Source organism: Cochleicola gelatinilyticus, assembly GCF_001637325.1.
Classification (GTDB): domain Bacteria; phylum Bacteroidota; class Bacteroidia; order Flavobacteriales; family Flavobacteriaceae; genus Cochleicola; species Cochleicola gelatinilyticus.
Genome location: NZ_LRXL01000037.1, coordinates 321,357 through 340,299, shown reverse-complemented (window position 1 = coordinate 340,299; position 18,943 = coordinate 321,357). Strand labels below are relative to the sequence as shown.

Genomic DNA, 18,943 nt, shown 5'->3' with positions numbered 1-18,943 from the left:
TTTCACCTTTGATGCTACTCAGAAAATTAATACCTTTAAAACGTTCATTTTTAAGCACAAACAGAAATGTTTCGTGCCTTGTTTTATCATTTAATACATATTACATGTTGTATCGGAAAAATACGGACCGTATGGATTTTATTCTGAATACTCGGAATAATACCGTTCTTGTGCAACAAAAATGGAAATATAACTGGTTAAACGAATCAGGTACGACACCATGGACCTTAGAACAAAAAAGAAACATGCATCACTCTCTCGATGCCTTAATCTGGCAACAATGGGCGGGTCACTATAGAGTCCATGTTACCGGAACATCCGTCTTTGCTAGAGACAATAGAAGTACAGTATTTACCATCAATTTCGATATTAAATGGGTGCAAACTAGTGAACACTGGACGGTAAACATGACCAAAACAACGAACCCAAGAACCGTAAGTAGTGTAAACTGGAATAGACGGGTAATGAATTTAGATAGTCTAGATACACGTGTTAAAACCTTAAGCGGTATTACTGGGCAACGAGGAATAACACACGAATTTGGACATTCCATAGGAAATTCAACATTTGCGTTTAGAGGAAGTCATGGAGATGAATACCGTTCTGGAAATACTTTTTTCAGAGATCGGGCAAGTATCATGAATCATGGCGCCCAATTACGGCAACGACATTTAGATTTTGTTTTAAGAGAATTACAAACCTTAATACCCAACACAACGTTTCATTTTAATGCACTACTATGAGGATAATCAGCTCTTATATAAAACTATTTTTTTTCTTCGGAATAACATGTCTCTTATCCTGCAATCAAGTAAAGGAAAAACAAAGCAATACCGCCAACAACAGTAATTCTTACAGCATGCAAAAAAAAACAATTAAAACTGAAGAAATAAAAAAAATGTCTGTCACACAAGCAAATGCAGCTTATGGAGAACCCTTTGAAACCGATCGATTTAATATGAAAGGGGGGGTGGTAGAATTTAGAATGGAACTGTACGAACTGTTTGATGAAAACGAAGATGTCGACCTTTTTGAAGCAACTTGGTCGAAAGATGAGGACACCAACATTACCGTGTGGTATAAAGAATCGAACAACGAATGGCTGCCCGTCCACACCATGGAATGGGAAAAAGGACTCGAATTTTAAAAAGCAAAGAATTTTCTGAAAATATTTTTTCTGAAACAAAATACTTACTAGGAACGAATAAATACATTATTATGGCACTTCAATCAATTACCAAATTATTTATAGGAGGCACCGAAATTCCTACTTTCCAGTTTTTAACTCTATCCCAAGAATTGGCAAGTCATCACGAACTGGAAATCGTTTGTAGAATGGATGTATTAGAAGATCTAAGTGCCGCACTTGCTGAAGAATCTAAAAAATTTCTTGGAGAAACCCTCACTTTAAAGATTGGTTCGTTCGATGATTACGATGGATATGGGGAGTTAGAGTTTAAAGGTATTGTAACAGGAGTAAAAAATGCAAAGGGCTTCGGACAAAGAAATGGCGATAAAGTAATTATCAAGGCCTCAAGTCCTACGTTTCTATCCGATGATGGTCCACACAATGCTTCGTATCTCGATAAATCACTATCAGATATTATTAATACAACCTTTCAAGAATACGATCAGTCAAAATTAGAACTTACCGTTCAACCGGCTACCGATAGTTCTCTGCATTATTCGGTGCAACAACAAGAAAGTTGCTTTGGATACGCTACACGATTGGCAGCCCAATACGGAGAATGGTTTTATTACGACGGAAAAAAACTGATCTTCGGAAAACCCGATACAGAAGAACTCTCTCTAAAATATAATTTCGACCTTAAAGAGTACAACATCAACCTCATGCCGAAGTCGAATAACTATAAGTTCTACACCAACGATTATTTACTGGATGAGATCCATGAAAAGGATGCCAAAGAAGTATCCATTAGTGCGAATGGTTTTAATGCGTTTGTCTCTAACAAGTCTAAAGATATTTTCAGTAAAGAGACTAAAATCTGGAACAACTTATTTAACGATCCAAAATCGAAACAGCGCTTAGAAAGTGGTGTAGAGGCACAGAAAAAAGCAATTGCAATTCAAGAAGTAGTACTTACTGGTATAAGTGATAATCCAGGAATTAGATTAGGAAGTATTGTTAAAATTCCTGAAGGAAGCTTTAGAGTTACTCAAATAACACATACCAATAATGAAAATGGAGATTATGTAAATGAATTTGAGGCAATTACTTCAGAAATTGAAGCCTATCCGTTCACTAATATTACAGCAACACCTCAAAGTGAAATGCAAACTGCCGTAGTAAAGGAAAATAGCGACCCTGATGGTATGGGACGTTTAAAAGTGCAATTTCCGTGGCAACAAGATCTAGGCGAGACCACACCTTGGATTCGCGTTATGGCACCCCATGCCGGTGGAGATAAAGGTTTTCACTTTATGCCCGAAGTGGGAGAAGAAGTCATTATAGGGTTTGAAGGCGGTAATGCCGAACGCCCATTTGTCATGGGAAGTTTGTATAATAAAAGCGCAGGTTCGGGAAGTTTCTCAAATAGTAATAATGATTTAAAAGCCATTAAGACCCGAAGCGGAAGCAAAATAGAATTCGACGACAAGGATGGAAATGAAACTATTACCATTGTCGATAAAAATGGGAACTCGCTGGTCATCGATTCTAAAAATGATGGGATTACGATCACCTCTTTAAAAAATATTACGCTTAATGCAGGCGAAAATATTGAACTCAACGCGGGAAAAGATATTATGATCACGGCTACTCAAAACGGCAATATTACTGCGGGACAGGAACTCAGCGGATCGGCTGGCACAAAGCTCGAGCTTACTGGAGGTGCAACTGCAGATATGACTTCTCCTAAAACAACTGTTGCTGGAGAAGCCATGGTTACTGTATCAAGCAAGCTAGTAGACATTAACGGAGAAGCGATAACCAATGTTAAAGGTGGAATGGTCAACTTAAACTAAAATAATTCTGTGAGCAACGAGCACAACCCTATAGCGCAATTAGTAAGTCAGATCCAGCACGCCTGGAATCGGGAGGTAACCCCTAACGACCATTTTCAAGTTGTTCGTTGGCTCATTAAACCTGAACAGGCACGTATTTATCAAGGCTTTTTAAAATTGGAATCTACTGCGCATGGGAGTCTTCCCGATATGACCTTTGTGCTCCTCTCCCACTTCGAAGATGAGAAAACCTATAGTCAGCAGCTTATAAAAGATTGGGCGGAAGCTTTTAAAAGAGATGCTGATATCACAAAACAACTCGCTTGGGATATCACGCCCCAAGCCGAAGTAGCCACTGAAATGACAACACCTGCCGACGCTCTACTGCTTCAGATGTTATCCGATTTTCAAAGAGCACTTCCAGACCCGAAACAATTTGTAACACTCTGCCTGTATCCGCATTTGGTTTCCGATTCAAAATACTTTGACAAATGGATTCGGAATATAATTAAAGAAGAAATTCCGAAGTATGTACGTATTATGCTGTTCGATTATGCTGAGGAACGTTTTTTCGATACTACCTTCAGTAAAAATACAGCGTGTTGTAAATCATTGGAAGTACCACTCGACGTTGCTGGAGCTACTTCAAAATTAGCAAGTGCTGGAGACCCGAACGACCCCGAGGTACAGTTTAGACATTGCATTATAAATATGTCTGAAGCAATGGGACGTAAAGAACGTGCCGAAGTACACAAATGGGGAGAAAAAGGAATGGAAGTCATGCAACGAACGGGCAGTAAAAGCAACTTTGCCACTGCTCACATTGTCTACGCTGGTATGCTTTTCAGTTTTAAAGATTTTGAAACCATCGACACATTACTTGCAAAAGGACTTGCTATTACAAACCAAGGAATTACAGCAGGTGATAAAATATGCACCACGTTGCTTATTCAGTATTACGGCTATATGGCGACGAGCAAACAGCTTCAGAAGAAAAAAGAAGAAGCAGCCGATCTCTTTTGTAAACAAGCAGATACGGCAGTAGAAATGGGCCAACCTCAGCAACCGCTTACTGCGTGGTGGATGGCGTATAATGTAATTAAAAAGAAAGATAAAGAGCGATATAACATGTTGGTTAAAGATGCCTATCACTTCGGAAGAAAACAAGACAAAGAAATACTTAAGGCCAGTTGCATGCCATTTATCGCCGCCGATTATTACAACATCTTAGATCGAAGCAACGATATGGAAGCAGCGACAAATGTAGATACCTTTATGAAAACGGTCGAAAATGATAATTGGAGAGAGGAAACCGAAGCACAGCGAAAACAATTAGAGAAGCGAAAATTTTCTTTAGCAAATTTATTCTAAGGTTATGATGTTAGCGAATAAACATTTCACCCCCATATTAGGTATCGATATCCATATCGTAATCATCCCGCCTGGAGTACCTACACCGATCCCCCACCCATTTATTGGTATGGTTATGGACCCTATGGATTATATTCCGTATATAGGCTCTACCACCAATGTGAATGCCGTACCAAGGGGAAATAGTGGCGTTTCGGGAGTACTTGGAACCTATTTTCATATTCCCATGGGTGGTCCGTTCGCAATGGCTCCCCTAATTGGTCACGACTCGTTGAATTTCTTCGGAAGCAATCGGGTCGCCGTTGACGGGAATTACTTTTCAGCGGCAGGTTTTATGCTAATGACGTGTAACGACCTCGGACTTCCACTTATAATAACACCAGGAAAAAAACCCAAAAAACCCAATTTAAGTCGGTATTTACCCACTTCTGCAACCCTACCCATGGGCGGAGGAAAACCAGTAATGGTAGGTGGACCGTATGTGCCCGATGTAATGGGTATGCTCATGCAGATGGCAGTTGGATTTGGTTTTGGCAAGCTGATGAAGAAGGGAGGCAAAATGCTGAACAAAGCCCTAAAGAAATTTCCCGCCACTAAAGGACTTCAAAAAAAATTGTGTAAAATGGGCTTCGAGCCTGTCGATCTGGTGACAGGCCGAATGGTGTACGACGGAGAAGATTTTAGCATTCCAGGAATTATTCCAGTGCGTTGGGAGCGTAATTGGTATTCAGATTCAGATTATTCTGGATTAATGGGACATGGTTTTCATTGCAACTACGATGTTGCACTACACATTGAAGCTTCAGACGATGCGATAGTGATGCGATTGCCCGATGGTCGCGTTATGGCATTTCCGTACCTCATAGCAGAAGGAAACTCGTATTATGACCGTTCAGAAAAAATGACCCTTACGTGCATTGATAGTCATACTTATACCGTTGAGGATCACAATGAAAATCTAATCTATACCTTTAAGAAAAAAACAGATACCCTTTTTAAGCCTAGTCGTCTTTCTAACGAGGATGGTTTTAAGGTCACCTTTGTACACAACGCTGCCCATGTTCTAGAACGCATTATCGATACGGCGGGAAGGTTGATCGATATTGCAACAGATTCACAGGGGCGTGCCACTAAGATCACCGCTACACATGAAGGTAATGTGCGAGAGCTAATTTCGTACCGATACAACGACGAGGGTGACCTTACACATATTATCGACGCTTTAGGGCAACCTACCGTGATGGAATACGAAAACCACCTCATGGTAAAAAAGACTGATCGTAACGGACAGGCTTTTTATTGGAAATACGATGGAAAAACTACTGGAGCAAAGTGTATTCGAACCTGGGGAGACGATGGAATTTTAGCGGGACATATCGACTATCGAAAAGGACATAATATTGTGACTAATTCGTTAGGTGCAGAAACTATTTATTATTTCAATTCATTACATTTATGTACTCAAGTCACCGATGCCGAAGGAGGACATATTTTCCATGAATATACCGATTTCATGGAGCCGTATCGAGATATCAATCAAGAGGGAAATGTAACAGGCTATACTTACAACGCACGCGGCAATCTTACTGGCATTCACCAACCCGACGGAAGCATTATTACTTTCGCATACGACGATAAAGACCGACTTATCCTTACACAAGACCCCATTGGAGGAGCAACAATTAGAGCGTATAAAAACGAACGATTACATGCGACCATTGCGCCCGATGGTGGAGTAACTTCATTCACCTATAACGAAAAAGGACTCATTAATACTGTGCATGATAATGCAAATAATGTGACCAATCTGTTATACGATTCCGATCACAACCTAAAAGAGATGGAATTACCCAACGGTGCTTCTTCCACATGGGTGTACGATGCTTGGGGGCGATGCGTTCAAACAACCAATCCCGAAAAACACAAACAACAGTTTTTCTATGATGAACTGGACCGGATACAGAAAATTCAGCAGGCAGATAAAAATACGATCAAACTCAAATACAACGCCTACGATGAAGTTATTGAAACTGTAGATTCTAAACGACACAAAATACATTTCGATTATACGCCTTTAGGAAGCTTAAAGTTGCGAGAAGAGAATGGTGCTAAGGTTCATTTTAAATACAATACCGAAGAAGAACTTGTTGCGATAAACAACGAGCATGAAGAGTTTTATTACTTCGGAAGGAATGCCAAGGGTGAGATTATTAATGAAACCGGATTCGACGGTCTGCGACGTGACTATTTTAGAGATCGTGCAGGAAAAGTTCTGAAGGTACAACGCCCCGAAGAACGCTTTACGGAATATGAATACGACTTGAACGGAAAAATAACCCGTGCCGAATATTACGACGGCACCTGGGAAACCTATAGTTACGACCGTGCTGGAAACCTTATTGAAGCACGAAACCAAAACACCCATGTTATTCTAGAGCGCGACAACGCCGGTAGAATTATTAAAGAAACTCAGGATGGGCATACGGTAGAAAGCCAATACGACAAATTGAGCAATCGCACCAAAGTGACTAGTAGCTTAGACGCTAGCATTAATATAGACCGAAACAAATTTGGGTTTATTAATGGTGTATCTGCATCTGCTACGAGCACTAACAATTCCCTACTATCTGCATCCGATGAGCCCATTTTGGATAAAGGAATGCAAGGCGATGCCAAAACGAAAGATGGATTATGGACCGCCTCCTTTAAACACAACTCCATCGGGCAAGAAGTGGAGCGATCGCTTCCCGGTGGCATCGTTTCAAAAATGGAATACGACCACGCTGGTCGCCCCATTGCACAAAAAGTGAGTCGACAGAACAGGGAGCTTCGCAATCGGAGTTATACTTGGGATGCCAACGACCAACTTCGAAAAATGGTGAACGAGATTAGTGGTGGAAAAGTAAATTATGGGCACGATGAATTCGGCAATCTCGCATGGGCGCAATACGAAGACAAGCAAATGGATTATAAGTTACCCGATGAAGTAGGGAATTTATACCGAAGTAAAGGGCAGAAAGACCGAAAATACGGTAAAGGTGGGCAATTGCTCGAAGCCGACGGTAACAAATTTAAGTACGACCTAGAAGGAAATCTTATTAAAAAGATCACTCCAAAAGGAAACTGGAAATATGAGTGGTTTGGCAATGGCATGTTGCGTTCGGTAATTACTTCGGAAGGAAAAAAAGTGGAATTTGAATACGATGCCTTAGGCCGTCGAACAGCCAAAATAAAACCAACGCATAAAGGAGGTAAAATTACACGGTTTGTTTGGGACGGAAATACGCCACTCCACGAATGGAAGTACAATCTAAACGACCGACCACAGCTCGTGGTAAATGAAGATGGAGTACTAGAGAACGACCGCCCTGAGCCATTGGATAAATTGGTTACTTGGGTGTTTGATGAAGGTACGTTTAAACCTGCCGCAAAAATTATAGATGGTCACTCCTACTCGATTGTCACCGATTATTTGGGCACACCTGTAGAAATGTACAACGAAGCTGGTGAAAAAACATGGGAGGTTGAATACGATATTTATGGGAAGGTTCGTACTTTAGCCAAAGGTTCATTGAATGATTGTCCGTTTCGATATCAAGGCCAGTACGAAGATGAAGAGACCGGATTGTATTATAATAGGTTTCGGTATTATAGTGCCGATGAAGGGGTTTATTTGAGTCAAGATCCGATTGGATTGGCAGGTGGAATGCCTACGCTTTATTCATACGTAAAGGACATTAATTTTTATGTAGACAAATTCGGACTTTCTGATTGTAGCGTAAAAGTGGGACATAAAATAGGTCCACGAAGTACAGTAAAACGAATTAAACTTGGCACAAACGGGAAATCAATTGTAATAGGCCGGAATATGGGAGATCGAGTTATTCCTTCTGCAAAAAATATAGACGCTGATTATTGGAAAGGATTTGATGAAACTCTACCTGATGAATTAAATTTAGCTAATAATAAAAAGTGGTTGGAAGATAAAATTTTAGAAGGAAATACAGTTATTGATATTGGATTAGATCCAAAATATGTTAATCTCGGAGGGCCTGGAAGCAAAACAAAAGGCGCGTTTTATAGCATGGAAACTCAAATTGCCTTTGGAAAAAAATGGTAAGACTATTATGAAAACCAAATATAAGTTCTTTATAAATGAACCTACAGCAATTGAAATTAATTCTTTAATTGGTGATGAATTTTACAAATACTATTGTACACTTGATAATGCCATCTGTTTATATTATAAACCTGAGTTAGAAATTTGGGATAACGCTGGGAGAAGAGGAAAGTATTTTCATGGATATAGAAGCGAGGTCAAATCTTTTTTCCTTGATATATATTTATCCTCTTCTGAAAAAGGCGGGCAGGTAAAATGCGACCTTACCCTTAAAGATGCTTCTTTTAATAAAATTGTCAAAATTAAAGAGTCTTTTAGTAAAAATACTCAGACAAGTATTGAATCAGCTCAAAGAATCAGAGAAGAATATGACAGCTCTAATGTTGATTTCTTTATAGATCAAGATACTTTATTGGATGTAATTAAAATTGTTGAACTGTTATCGGAATAAATTAGATTGCAATACAAAAGTAAAAATTCAATTGTTCACTATAAAAATCGAATTTGCATACGATTTTTAGAGCCGCAGCATCACTATATAAAATTAACTCCAAAAGGTGGTAAATAAAGATGGAGTACTAGAGAACGACCGCCCTGAGCCATTAGATAAATTGGTTACTTGGGTGTTTGATGAAGGTACGTTTAAACCTGCCGCAAAAATTATAGATGGTCACTCCTACTCGATTGTCACCAATTATTTGGGCACACCTGTAGAAATGTACAACGAAGCTGGTGAAAAAACATGGGAGGTTGAATACGATATTTATGGGAAGGTTCGTACTTTAGCCAAAGGTTCATTGAATGATTGTCCGTTTCGATATCAAGGCCAGTATGAGGATGAAGAGACTGGTTTGTATTATAATAGGTTTCGGTATTATAATGCCGATGAAGGGGTGTATTTGAGTCAGGATCCGATAGGTTTACTCGGGAATAACTCAAATATTTATGCCTTCACAAGAGATTCAAATATTTTAGTTGATATTTTCGGTTTGAGTGAGTGTAGTTTTAAGCCAAAGGATTCATATAACGGAATTAAAGAAGCGTCGCAAATATTAAAAGATAGAGGTCTTCCAAGAAATGTAAGAAAAAGTATCTTAGAACCTTTTAACAAACAATCCATTAAAGTTAGAAAAGCAGGTGCAGATGAGTTTGGAATTAGATTTCACGATAATGGATTGAAAGCCGATGCTAACGGAAGATATTTATTTGAAACATTCCCAGCAAATAGAAATAGTTTGGCTATCAAGCCAGATTGGAATGATATGACGGCAATTAAACAATGGCAAATCAAAGAAGGAACACAGATGTTTGAGGGTACTGCCGCCGCACAAGGAAATCTTTCTGGTGGTCAAATTCAAAAATTCATTGTGGATAATCCGCTAATAAACTTATTTTAATGATATCAAAAAATATAAATTTAATAGAGAAAATTGAAAATTTAATTTTAGAATTGTCAAATTTATCTATGCATGAATATTTAATGAAAGTAAATGGTTTTACTCATCTACAAATTGCTTTAACAATAAAAATGTTAGAGAAAATGAAACTGAATATTGGAGAAAATAATGAATATGATATTTCACAAGAAATCGAAAAAATTTTAAGATGGTCTGCTGATTCGTGGAATTGGGAATTTGTTTTGACAAAAAAAACATGGGAAGTTATTGAATTATATAAAAAAAATAATTCTCCTAACATGTTACTTAACTAAAAAATATTAAATCTAACAGAATTTATATTTAAAAAAACTCAAAAATATAATTTAGTTTACAGTTGACATTGCTATTTAATGCTATAGAACATTAAAAAAATCGAATTCCATGTCACTCCCATATTCTGTATTAAAAAGACCATCTAAAAGCCAATACTTAGTTAAATAATTTGATTGGGCCGAGTATTAACAAATAGTGCTCATGGTCTACTTCAGAGAAGGTTCGAGTTGGCAATGATTGTCCGTTTCGATATCAAGACCAGTACGCGACAGAAAGACCATTTGATGTCCGGTGGACATCACATAGTGATGGGCGAGCAGGTGCGCTGAAGATACTGGTTTGTATTATAATAGGTTTCGGTATTATAGTGCCGATGAAGGGATTTATTTGAGTCAAGATCCGATTGGATTGGCAGGTAACAACCCTACTCTTCATTCCTATACGCATAACAGTAATATTTGGATTGACCCATTAGGATTATCAGAGTGTTCAAAATTAAGTGATGAAATGTCATCTACCTTTTTAGGTGGTAAATATACTTCTAGAGTAATTGAGGAAGATATGATTTTATATAGAGCTGGAAAAAAAGGAATACCATTAGGTCAATTCTTTTCTAAAGACGCTCCAAAAAGTGTTTTACAAACTAGAATCGATAAAGCCATCCTACCACAATGGCCTGATGGAAGTAAATCTATATTAGATACAGGTTACAAAGTTAAAATACCTGCCGGAACTACAATTCATACGGGTACCGTAGGGCCTCAAGGCGGAATATTTTTAGGAGGTACACAACAAATAGTTGTAGAAAAACCTTGGTTAATAGAAGGTATTGAAATTTTAGATAGTTATCCATTAATTTTATAATTATGAATCTAAAAGATATTTTAAAAAACATTTTAGAAATTTTCAGAAATGTGGGAGAAAGAGAATGGACATCTGTTTTCGATAATTTTCTAAAGGAGATTGAAGTTTCAGATAAAAAAAAATTGAAGCGAAAAATCTTGAAGATTTACGGTGGTATGGGTTCATTTAATGATTTGGTGCTCTATCGAGAAGGTCGTCTTTGTTATAAAGAAAACGTGGAACTTGATAAATTAAGAAAAAAATTGTATAACGAAATTACTAACTAAAATTCAATTTTTAGTGCAAAAATTTTGCTTTATCAATAGATAGAATATTAAAAAGCCAAAATTATGGGGGCAAATTATTTTGACATTGCTATTTGATGCTATAAAACATCAAAAAAAATCGAATTCAACGACACTCCCATATTCCGTATTAAAAAGACCATCTAAAAGCCGATAACTAGTTTAATAACTTGATTGGACCGACTATTAACAAATAATCAACATGGTCTACTTCAGAGAAGGTTCGAGTTGGCAATGATTGTCCGTTTCGATATCAAGGCCAGTACGCGACAGAACGACCATTTGATGTCCGGTGGAAATCACATAGTGATGGGCGAGCAGGTGCGCTGAAGATACTGGTCTGTATTATAATAGGTTTCGGTATTATAGTGCCGATGAAGGGGTTTATTTGAGTCAGGATCCAATTGGGTTGGCTGGTGGAATGCCTGATACAGATTTTCAAAAGGCAGTCGATTGGAACAAACAATGGTTAAAAGATAAAATTGCTGCGGGCTATAAAGTTGTTGATATTGGTACAGATGGAAGAGCGGTAAGAAGTGACTATTATAAAGTAGAACTCGAAGCTGTAAAAGAAACTGGAACAAAAAGAATAAAATTAAAAAAGTTTGCAAACGGTGAAACAGTAGCCGATATGAGAGCTCGAGTTTCTTGTAAATAAAAAATTAATTATGAGATTCGATATATTTTTGGAAATTGAGTCAGTTGAAAAAACTATCGCTTTTTATGTAAATGAACTTAAAATGTTTGATTTTTCACATAATTTTGGAAATGGTAATATTTTATTGAAGCATAAAAAAAGTTCAATTTGTTTATCAACTATTTTGAAGAAAAGCATTGACAACCCAAATGCGAATTCTTTTGCCATTCAAGTCGAAGATTGTAAAAAAGAGTTTGAAAGAATAAAAAAAATAGAGTTTTCAAATAATTCTGGAATATCCCCTTTCCCTAACGGAAATGAATTTATTGAGCACCCTTTAGGTATTATGTTTTACTTAAAAGATCCTTTTGGGAACGAATTTTCAATATTTGAAGACTATTATGACTTTTTGGGTAAAGATGCAAAAAAGTATTAATCTATAATGAATAGGTTATTTCGGTTATGAAAGTATTAAAAGTCTGAATTCGAAGTGGAACAAAAAAATCTATAATATTTTCTTTAACGATTCGCCCGTATAGATATTAGGGACAGTATCATGATGAGGTGACGGGGCTTTATTATAATAGGTTTTGCTTTTACTCTGCGGATGAAGGGGTTTATTTGAGTAAAGATCCGATTCGATTAAGAGGCAATAATCCGAATTTTTATGCATATACCTCAGATTCTTTAGTTAGGAAACACCCCTTTGGTTTATCTGATTGCAACGTTCACAAGGATTTTAAAACTGGAGCTTCATATTTGGTTACTGGTGATGCTTATGAAAAATTTATAAAGAATGCAAAAAAAATTGGGAGACCAGATGGTCAGTTTGTTGCTCCAAGTAATCATATTGACAATTTACTAACTGATTCTGCAGGAGATATTTCAAAAATTGAGAAAGCCTTAGGTATTCCAAACGGAGGTTGGCAAAACAAAGGAGGAGTTCATAGAATTGATATTCCAAATCCTCAAAAATATAACTTGAGAGCTCCTAATTCTGATATGTCAGGAGCTAATGAGTTATTTGTACCTAGAGGAGTTACATCTGGTGGTATTCCTGAAGCAGTTATAAACCAAGTACCTATTGATCAAGTTAATATTAGTAAAATATTATAACTTTATGATAAGAAATGATATAGATAATCTTTTTAGAGATGCTGAAAAAAATAAAGATATTTTCGAGTTTTTAACTGGGCAAGGTAAATATGAGATAAGAACAGAATATGTTTATATGCCGACCGATACAGATATTGCAACATTTCTAATAAAAAAACACCTTTTAAAAGAACAAAACTTCGATATTAATTTAATCATTAATGAAATGATTAAAATAAGTAACGACGAAAAATGGTCATGGCTAATTATTTATTACATAGGATCTTTTAAAAATAACCAACTTGATTTTTTACCAACTCAAAAGCTATATGAAAATTTAAAGACTACCAAGAATAGCTTGAAAAATAACAATGGTTGGTTATGTTACAATTTTAAACCAGAATTGAATAATCTTTGGGATATTATAGTAGTGGAGAATCAAAGATTAAAAGAAAAATATGATTTACCAGAACTTTATTAAATTATCTCTTTACTTCAGGATATATTTTTTAGACCAATAGATGTTCATTAAAATATATTTTCAAATAATAGATCTGATTACTCTCGCATAGGTCGTCGAACAGCCAAAATAAAACCAACGCATAAAGGAGCTAAAATTACACGGTTTATTTGGGACGGAAATACGCCACTCCACGAATGGAAGTACAATCTAAACGACCGACCACAGCTCGTGGTAAATGAAGATGGAGTACTAGAGAACGACCGCCCTGAGCCATTAGATAAATTGGTAACTTGGGTGTTTGATGCGACCAATCGTTAAGAAATAGTTCTGTGGACTATTTTAGTGAGGGGCGAGATGGCGCGTAGGAATTAAACCTGCCGCAAAAATTATAGATGGTCACTCCTACTCGATTGTCACCGATTATTTGGGCACACCTGTAGAAATGCCTGCCCGCCTTTGGTGGGTACAACGAAGCTGGCGAAAAAACATGGGAAGGTTCGTACATTAGCTCAAGTTTAGAAAGCATCTCTCTTTTGGTTTTATAAACAACAGTCAATCAATTTTAACGCATTACTTTTAGTATAATTTCTGTATCTTCATAGTTGACTTCCCTATCAATCTTTATTTATCATGAAATTAAATTCATTATTCTTTCTTTTTTTTCTTTTAATAACCACGCACATCGTTGCACAGGAAGAACCCGAATATGTAGAAGTTGACGCTGTTATCACAGCGATAAACTTAGAAATGAAAAGCCGACGTTCGGTAGAAACCGCTAAGGTTCGCTATGTTACTGTAGATGGTGACACCATCGATAATCAGGTTCAACTGCTTCACATCCCTCTCGTAGGCTCATTTAAAGACGTGGGTGACTCTATAAAAGTAGTGTATCAAAGAGAAAATCCTTATTTCGTAAAAAGTCAAGGTGGTTCTTTTTTAGAACGATATACATGGCATATCATTATTGTTCTCGTCATCGTATTTTCGCTTCCAAGAATACTTAAAATGATGAAGGCTCGAAACGACATAAAAAAAGACAGTTAATTTAATAACTGTCTTTTTGTAAATAGGATATGTAGGAAAGTTTATTTCTGTTGTTCGTATTCTGCATCCCATTCGTTACCATCATCTCCTTTTTGACCGTCCATTTTAATCATAAAGTTCTTCGCAGGGAAGTAAGGTTTCATATGAATATCTAAATACACACGATCTTTCTGATTTGGATCCTGTTCGAAACGTCGAATCGAGAAATCTTCTATTAACTTATCTGGTCCTGTAATTCCATCAAGGAATTTCACAATTTGCCCCATTAATTCTTTACGAGTACGGGCATTAAAGTTTTCGAAAGCCCGTCGGTTTAAGAAATCCATTAATACTTTGGTTACATAATCGAATACACGAACTACCGAATACGTTTGCAGTCCAAGGTTATCTCCGTTAAATAAAGTTTTAGCAGAAAATGCCATTACTTTACCATATTCGTTCACCATAGGTACCAAGCCCATTTTTTCCAATTGTGCAATCTCACTTTTCTTAAGATCGAAACGTACACCGTCTACTTCATTTAATCCACCAAATTTCTTACCAGCAGTTACTTGAGACATTAATGTATTATAAATTTTTCCTGCCAAAGCTCCAGATGGAGGAACAAATAAATCGTCTTCCTCACCTACTTCGTCATGTTTTCCACGGCCTACAAGCCAGTTACAGCCCATAATTACATTAGAGCGATATTTATCACCACCCGTTAAATTAGCAGCTTCAAACATTTCCATAACATCGTCTGGCTCGTCTAAATGCTCAAAATCTGTTACTAACATTACTTTGTTCTCATGGGCAATTTTCGCCCACTTTTCAACAACCTTATTAGACCCTAAATATCCAGGGATTACTAAAATTCCGTAATTTTCACGTAGATCTAATCGATCGTAAGTTGCATTTAATTCAGAAGAGATAGCATCGATAAATCGTGTATTATCCAAATCTTTTAATTGCTCTAATTCTGCATTAACAATCGAAATATTTTTAATTTTATCAGATTCGGTATTCTTGTAAAATAAAGCCATAGAACGATAAGAACGTTCTAAATCTCTGGTTTCATTAATTGCTTTACCCAAGTTTTTATTTAAAGTAACACCTGCAGATTTAGATCTTTTTTCAGATTCTTCTACCATTTCAGAAATACTATCAGAACTGGACAATATAGAGGACCATATTTCTAAAGTCTTTTTTAGTGTATCTCGACCTTCCTTTTTATTATTTTCCGTTAAGAAAATTTTCTTTCGAGCTTTTCTATCAGGGTTCATATTTTGAACACCTTCAATACTAGCTTCCAGTAAATCGAATCCACCATATTTGGCAAGTTCATCACTTTTTTCTTTTAAATGTTTGGTAGGGTTAGCTACCGGGGAAAACGCTTGTTCTTTGTTAGCAGATTTAGCCATATCTTTTATTTGTTTTCTTCAATTTCGGTTAGTAATGCTCTAATGGATTCCAGTAATGCTTGTTTTGCATCAGGGTCTGTTAAGGCAGCTTTTAAAATTTTATTGGTCTTTAACTGCTTCATTACCTTTACATATTGGTCTTTTTCGGTATGTAACCCTTTTAAAAACTCGCTTTGACGTGTAATTCCTTTCTCGCCATAATCTCCCAGATTACTAAACTTTAAGTTCTCTTTTTTGTTAACACCGTCGGCATCCTCGAATTCGACATCTACATTCGGCTTATAATGTTCGAAGACTTCATCGATCGTTTTTAAACCTGTTACAACTTCGGGTTTTAGAGGTTGGTCGTGTGTTAATTTTTCAACTAAAAGGGTTCTATTTTGAGGAATTTCCTGTATCGCTTCATTTGCGTCAGTTTTTACTTCGGTACCCCCTAATCCATATGTATCGCTCATAACTAGTGAATTTTAACTATAAATATATTCATTTTTTTTGTGCACTACCTAAAAAATTAGGTAATCTTCCATTTTAATTCATTCTTTTTGTCAATATCGACAGAGATATCGGCTCCTTTCACCACTTTTCCAGAAATAATCATTTTTGAAAGTGGTGATCTTAAGTCACTCCTAATCACACCTCTAAGGGGGCGTGCTCCGTATTTCGGAGTAAATCCTTTTTTTGCTAAATGTTTTGTAGCTTTTTCTGAAAGCTTTAAACTTATTTCTTGCTTGTCTAATGCTTTGAGTAGATCTTTTAGTTGAATATTAAATATCTTAACGATATGTTCTTCTGTAATAGGTGAAAATGGAATAATCTCTGTTAATCTTCCTAAAAATTCTGGACGAAAATGATTTCCCATCATTTCCAATAAATCACTTGATTTAGGAATTTTCTTTTTCGCAAAAGAATCTACAATATGTTGACTTCCTATATTTGAAGTAAACAAAATTACTGCATTAGAGAAATCACCTTCTTTCCCTAAACGGTCATGTAATTTCCCTTCGTCAAGAATCTGAAGAAATATATCGAATACCGAAGGGTGCGCTTTTTCTATTTCATCGAATAATACGATCGAATACGGTTTTTGACGAATTTTATTTACAAGCAAACCACCTTCTTCGTACCCTACATATCCTGGAGGTGCTCCATATAGTAATGCGGCAGAATGCTCTTCTTTAAATTCGGACATATCGAAACGAATGATCGAGGTTTCAGTTTGAAATAAAAACTCTGCTAAGGCTTTTGCAAGTTCTGTTTTTCCAGTTCCAGTTGGTCCTGAAAAAAAGAACGACCCAATAGGAAGTCCTGGTTTACTTAATCCAGAACGAGATTCTAAAACAGCTTCAGTAATAGTGGCGATGGCATGATCTTGACCAATTACTCGCTTTCTAAGTTGGTCTTCCATATTAAGAAGCTTCTCTTTTTCATCTGCCTGAAGTTTTCCAGTAGGAATACCCGTTTTATTAGCTATGGTTGCTGCAATGTCATTTTTATTAACATTCTTCTTTTCTTTTTTCGCCACCTTTTCTAATCCTGATAATACTTTTTTCAGCGTCGTAAAACCTTCTTTAGAGGTGGTCACATTTTCAAAATGATCTTCTTCTCCAAGTTCAGTAAATAGGAGATAACTTAACTTATCTTTTAATTGCGAGTACATCCAACTCTGTTCACTTAATACGAGATGTTCTTCCCGCTTTTCCTTTTTAAGGTCGTCAAGATTCTTTTTAAAAGTGGTGATCTCGGGTTGCGAAGTTTCTACCATAAATTTTGCAGCAGACATGGTACGGTCAATAAGATCTACGGCAGAATCGGGAAGGCTTCTTTCTTTATTGTATCGTTTTGCAAGTCGTATGGCTTCAGAAATGGTTTCATCATCAATGTCTAGTTCGTGATGGCCGGTATAATGCTCTACCGTATTTTTAATCATTCGCAAAGCATCTTTTTCATTTGGCTCTAACAAGCGAACAATTTCAAACTGCCTTGACAAAGCTTCGTCTGTTTCAATATGTTTTCTAAAGGCGTCGTTGGTTGCGGTGGCGATTATGGTAATAGCACCTTTCATGAGCTCCGACTTCAAAATATTAACCAGCCCTTGATTACCTGCATTCTTATCGGTTAGGTTTTTCAGCTCATCAATAAGCAATATGGGTTTGCTAAATTGTTTTATCTCGGTAAATACTTTTTGAAATCTATCTTCAATTTCTCCTTTATATCCCGCTCCAGAAACAAGACTTATAAAATCAAGTTCGAACACCCTTGCTTCTTTTAAATGCGCCGGAATGTTATCACTAATTGTGGCATACGACAAAGCATTCAGCATCACCGTTTTTCCAACACCGGGATCTCCTAGAATAAGGACATTCGATTTATAGAGCCTTCCAAGAATTTCAGTAATCATTTTAATTTCAGAATCCCGACCCGATATTCTAAGAAGGGTTTCTGCATGTGCTTCGGCAGTTTTATCGATGCAATATTTCTGAAGCGTAGTAGTTCCGGTAGCTTTTCCATCACTTTCGCCCATACTGGGAACCGAAGCTCTAGCACCAGTAGCAGGTTGTTTTCCGCCTCCCAGTTTTTCTAGCAGTTCCTTAGGAGTAAGTGGAAATGTTTTTAATTGTTCGAAAGAAAATCCAACCCCAGGAGTACACAGCGCAATAAGCAAGCTGTGCTCTGTAACATCATCATCGCCTAATTTTAACTTAATGTTATCCGCTTCAAAAAACACGGCCTCAACCGAATCATCTCCTGCCGGACTTTCAGGTATTTTAGAGGTCTTTGGGAGCGCCTCCAAACGAACCTCCGCCCATTCTTCTACATAATACGCATCTTGATCTATACTTTCTAAATATTTAAGCATTCCAATATCTTTATGCAGTAATGCCTTTAAAAGATGTGCAGATGAATATTCTGGATGTGCATATTCTCTCGCAATTGCCTGCGAGATATGAATAACTTGTTTTACTTTTTCAGAAAGCGTATAATCGCCCAT

Annotated in this window: 17 protein-coding genes and 1 pseudogene; 15 read left to right on the top strand and 3 right to left on the bottom strand. The window is 36.8% G+C overall.

Annotated features, from left to right (window positions below):
• Window positions 1-131: 131 nt before the first annotated feature.
• From ULVI_RS09145 to ULVI_RS09075, 15 genes and pseudogenes are all read left to right on the top strand, one after another.
• On the top strand, window positions 132-743 hold the full coding sequence (locus ULVI_RS09145; protein WP_068592024.1) for a hypothetical protein: 612 nt from the start codon (window positions 132-134) through the stop codon (window positions 741-743).
• Window positions 744-859: 116 nt separating this feature from the next.
• Window positions 860-1,147, top strand: coding sequence for a hypothetical protein (locus tag ULVI_RS09140; RefSeq protein ID WP_068592022.1), 288 nt, complete (start codon window positions 860-862; stop codon window positions 1,145-1,147).
• Window positions 1,099-2,985 (top strand): type VI secretion system Vgr family protein, encoded by a 1,887-nt coding sequence (locus tag ULVI_RS09135; RefSeq protein WP_082830828.1) that lies wholly within the window; start codon window positions 1,099-1,101, stop codon window positions 2,983-2,985. Before ULVI_RS09140 ends, ULVI_RS09135 begins: the two co-directional genes overlap by 49 nt.
• A 9-nt stretch (window positions 2,986-2,994) precedes the next feature.
• A complete protein-coding gene (locus ULVI_RS09130) occupies window positions 2,995-4,335 on the top strand; it encodes a hypothetical protein (protein ID WP_068592018.1) in 1,341 nt (446 codons plus the stop codon).
• A 4-nt stretch (window positions 4,336-4,339) separates the two neighbouring features.
• Window positions 4,340-8,455, top strand: a complete 4,116-nt coding sequence (locus tag ULVI_RS09125; RefSeq protein ID WP_082830827.1) for a DUF6531 domain-containing protein — start codon at window positions 4,340-4,342, stop codon at window positions 8,453-8,455.
• A gap of 7 nt (window positions 8,456-8,462) precedes the next feature.
• Entirely contained in the window at window positions 8,463-8,906 is a 444-nt protein-coding gene (locus ULVI_RS09120) for a DUF3788 family protein (protein WP_197463496.1), read from the top strand.
• Between the two features lie 106 nt (window positions 8,907-9,012).
• Complete coding sequence (locus ULVI_RS15735; RefSeq protein ID WP_068592011.1) at window positions 9,013-9,852, top strand: RHS repeat-associated core domain-containing protein; 840 nt, start codon at window positions 9,013-9,015, stop codon at window positions 9,850-9,852.
• Complete coding sequence (locus tag ULVI_RS09110) at window positions 9,852-10,166, top strand: hypothetical protein (RefSeq protein WP_068592009.1); 315 nt, start codon at window positions 9,852-9,854, stop codon at window positions 10,164-10,166. Before ULVI_RS15735 ends, ULVI_RS09110 begins: the two co-directional genes overlap by 1 nt.
• A 340-nt stretch (window positions 10,167-10,506) precedes the next feature.
• Window positions 10,507-11,031 (top strand): RHS repeat domain-containing protein, encoded by a 525-nt coding sequence (locus ULVI_RS09105; RefSeq protein WP_082830826.1) that lies wholly within the window; start codon window positions 10,507-10,509, stop codon window positions 11,029-11,031.
• 2 nt (window positions 11,032-11,033) lie between these two features.
• The gene (locus ULVI_RS09100) at window positions 11,034-11,297 is read left to right on the top strand and encodes a DUF6966 domain-containing protein (protein WP_068592004.1); all 264 of its coding nucleotides are present in this window, start codon (window positions 11,034-11,036) and stop codon (window positions 11,295-11,297) included.
• A 406-nt stretch (window positions 11,298-11,703) separates the two neighbouring features.
• Window positions 11,704-11,973: a hypothetical protein gene (locus ULVI_RS09095; protein WP_241780969.1), complete on the top strand. Its 270-nt coding sequence runs from the start codon at window positions 11,704-11,706 to the stop codon at window positions 11,971-11,973.
• Window positions 11,974-11,983: 10 nt separating this feature from the next.
• Window positions 11,984-12,388 carry a VOC family protein gene (locus ULVI_RS09090; protein WP_068592000.1) on the top strand — a complete coding sequence of 135 codons (405 nt, stop codon included), beginning with the start codon at window positions 11,984-11,986 and terminating at the stop codon, window positions 12,386-12,388.
• A 122-nt stretch (window positions 12,389-12,510) separates the two neighbouring features.
• Window positions 12,511-13,068, top strand: a pseudogene (locus ULVI_RS15330) (RHS repeat-associated core domain-containing protein); the annotation flags it as partial.
• A gap of 4 nt (window positions 13,069-13,072) precedes the next feature.
• On the top strand, window positions 13,073-13,528 hold the full coding sequence (locus ULVI_RS09080) for a hypothetical protein (RefSeq protein WP_068591996.1): 456 nt from the start codon (window positions 13,073-13,075) through the stop codon (window positions 13,526-13,528).
• A 612-nt stretch (window positions 13,529-14,140) separates the two neighbouring features.
• Window positions 14,141-14,554, top strand: coding sequence for a hypothetical protein (locus ULVI_RS09075; protein WP_068591994.1), 414 nt, complete (start codon window positions 14,141-14,143; stop codon window positions 14,552-14,554).
• A gap of 41 nt (window positions 14,555-14,595) precedes the next feature.
• On the opposite strand, the gene ULVI_RS09070 is transcribed toward ULVI_RS09075, so the two are convergent.
• The 3 genes from ULVI_RS09070 to ULVI_RS09060 are packed head-to-tail and all read right to left on the bottom strand — an operon-like array spanning window position 14,596 to window position 18,943.
• Complete coding sequence (locus ULVI_RS09070; protein WP_068591991.1) at window positions 14,596-15,954, bottom strand: DUF5458 family protein; 1,359 nt, start codon at window positions 15,952-15,954, stop codon at window positions 14,596-14,598.
• A 5-nt stretch (window positions 15,955-15,959) separates the two neighbouring features.
• On the bottom strand, window positions 15,960-16,409 hold the full coding sequence (locus ULVI_RS09065; protein ID WP_068591990.1) for a hypothetical protein: 450 nt from the start codon (window positions 16,407-16,409) through the stop codon (window positions 15,960-15,962).
• Between the two features lie 56 nt (window positions 16,410-16,465).
• Complete coding sequence (locus ULVI_RS09060; RefSeq protein WP_068591987.1) at window positions 16,466-18,943, bottom strand: ATP-dependent Clp protease ATP-binding subunit; 2,478 nt, start codon at window positions 18,941-18,943, stop codon at window positions 16,466-16,468.

Excerpts from the sequence above, each read along its gene's own strand:
- ULVI_RS09145 (WP_068592024.1), top strand. The coding sequence starts at position 132 with ATGGATTTTATTCTGAATACTCGGAATAATACCGTTCTTGTGCAACAA.
- ULVI_RS09140 (WP_068592022.1), top strand. The coding sequence starts at position 860 with ATGCAAAAAAAAACAATTAAAACTGAAGAAATAAAAAAAATGTCTGTC.
- ULVI_RS09135 (WP_082830828.1), top strand. The coding sequence starts at position 1,099 with ATGGCTGCCCGTCCACACCATGGAATGGGAAAAAGGACTCGAATTTTA.
- ULVI_RS09125 (WP_082830827.1), top strand. The coding sequence starts at position 4,340 with ATGATGTTAGCGAATAAACATTTCACCCCCATATTAGGTATCGATATC.
- ULVI_RS09120 (WP_197463496.1), top strand. The coding sequence starts at position 8,463 with ATGAAAACCAAATATAAGTTCTTTATAAATGAACCTACAGCAATTGAA.
- ULVI_RS09110 (WP_068592009.1), top strand. The coding sequence starts at position 9,852 with ATGATATCAAAAAATATAAATTTAATAGAGAAAATTGAAAATTTAATT.
- ULVI_RS09100 (WP_068592004.1), top strand. The coding sequence starts at position 11,034 with ATGAATCTAAAAGATATTTTAAAAAACATTTTAGAAATTTTCAGAAAT.
- ULVI_RS09090 (WP_068592000.1), top strand. The coding sequence starts at position 11,984 with ATGAGATTCGATATATTTTTGGAAATTGAGTCAGTTGAAAAAACTATC.
- ULVI_RS09080 (WP_068591996.1), top strand. The coding sequence starts at position 13,073 with ATGATAAGAAATGATATAGATAATCTTTTTAGAGATGCTGAAAAAAAT.
- ULVI_RS09075 (WP_068591994.1), top strand. The coding sequence starts at position 14,141 with ATGAAATTAAATTCATTATTCTTTCTTTTTTTTCTTTTAATAACCACG.
- ULVI_RS09070 (WP_068591991.1), bottom strand. The coding sequence starts at position 15,954 with ATGGCTAAATCTGCTAACAAAGAACAAGCGTTTTCCCCGGTAGCTAAC.
- ULVI_RS09065 (WP_068591990.1), bottom strand. The coding sequence starts at position 16,409 with ATGAGCGATACATATGGATTAGGGGGTACCGAAGTAAAAACTGACGCA.
- ULVI_RS09060 (WP_068591987.1), bottom strand. The coding sequence starts at position 18,943 with ATGGGCGATTATACGCTTTCTGAAAAAGTAAAACAAGTTATTCATATC.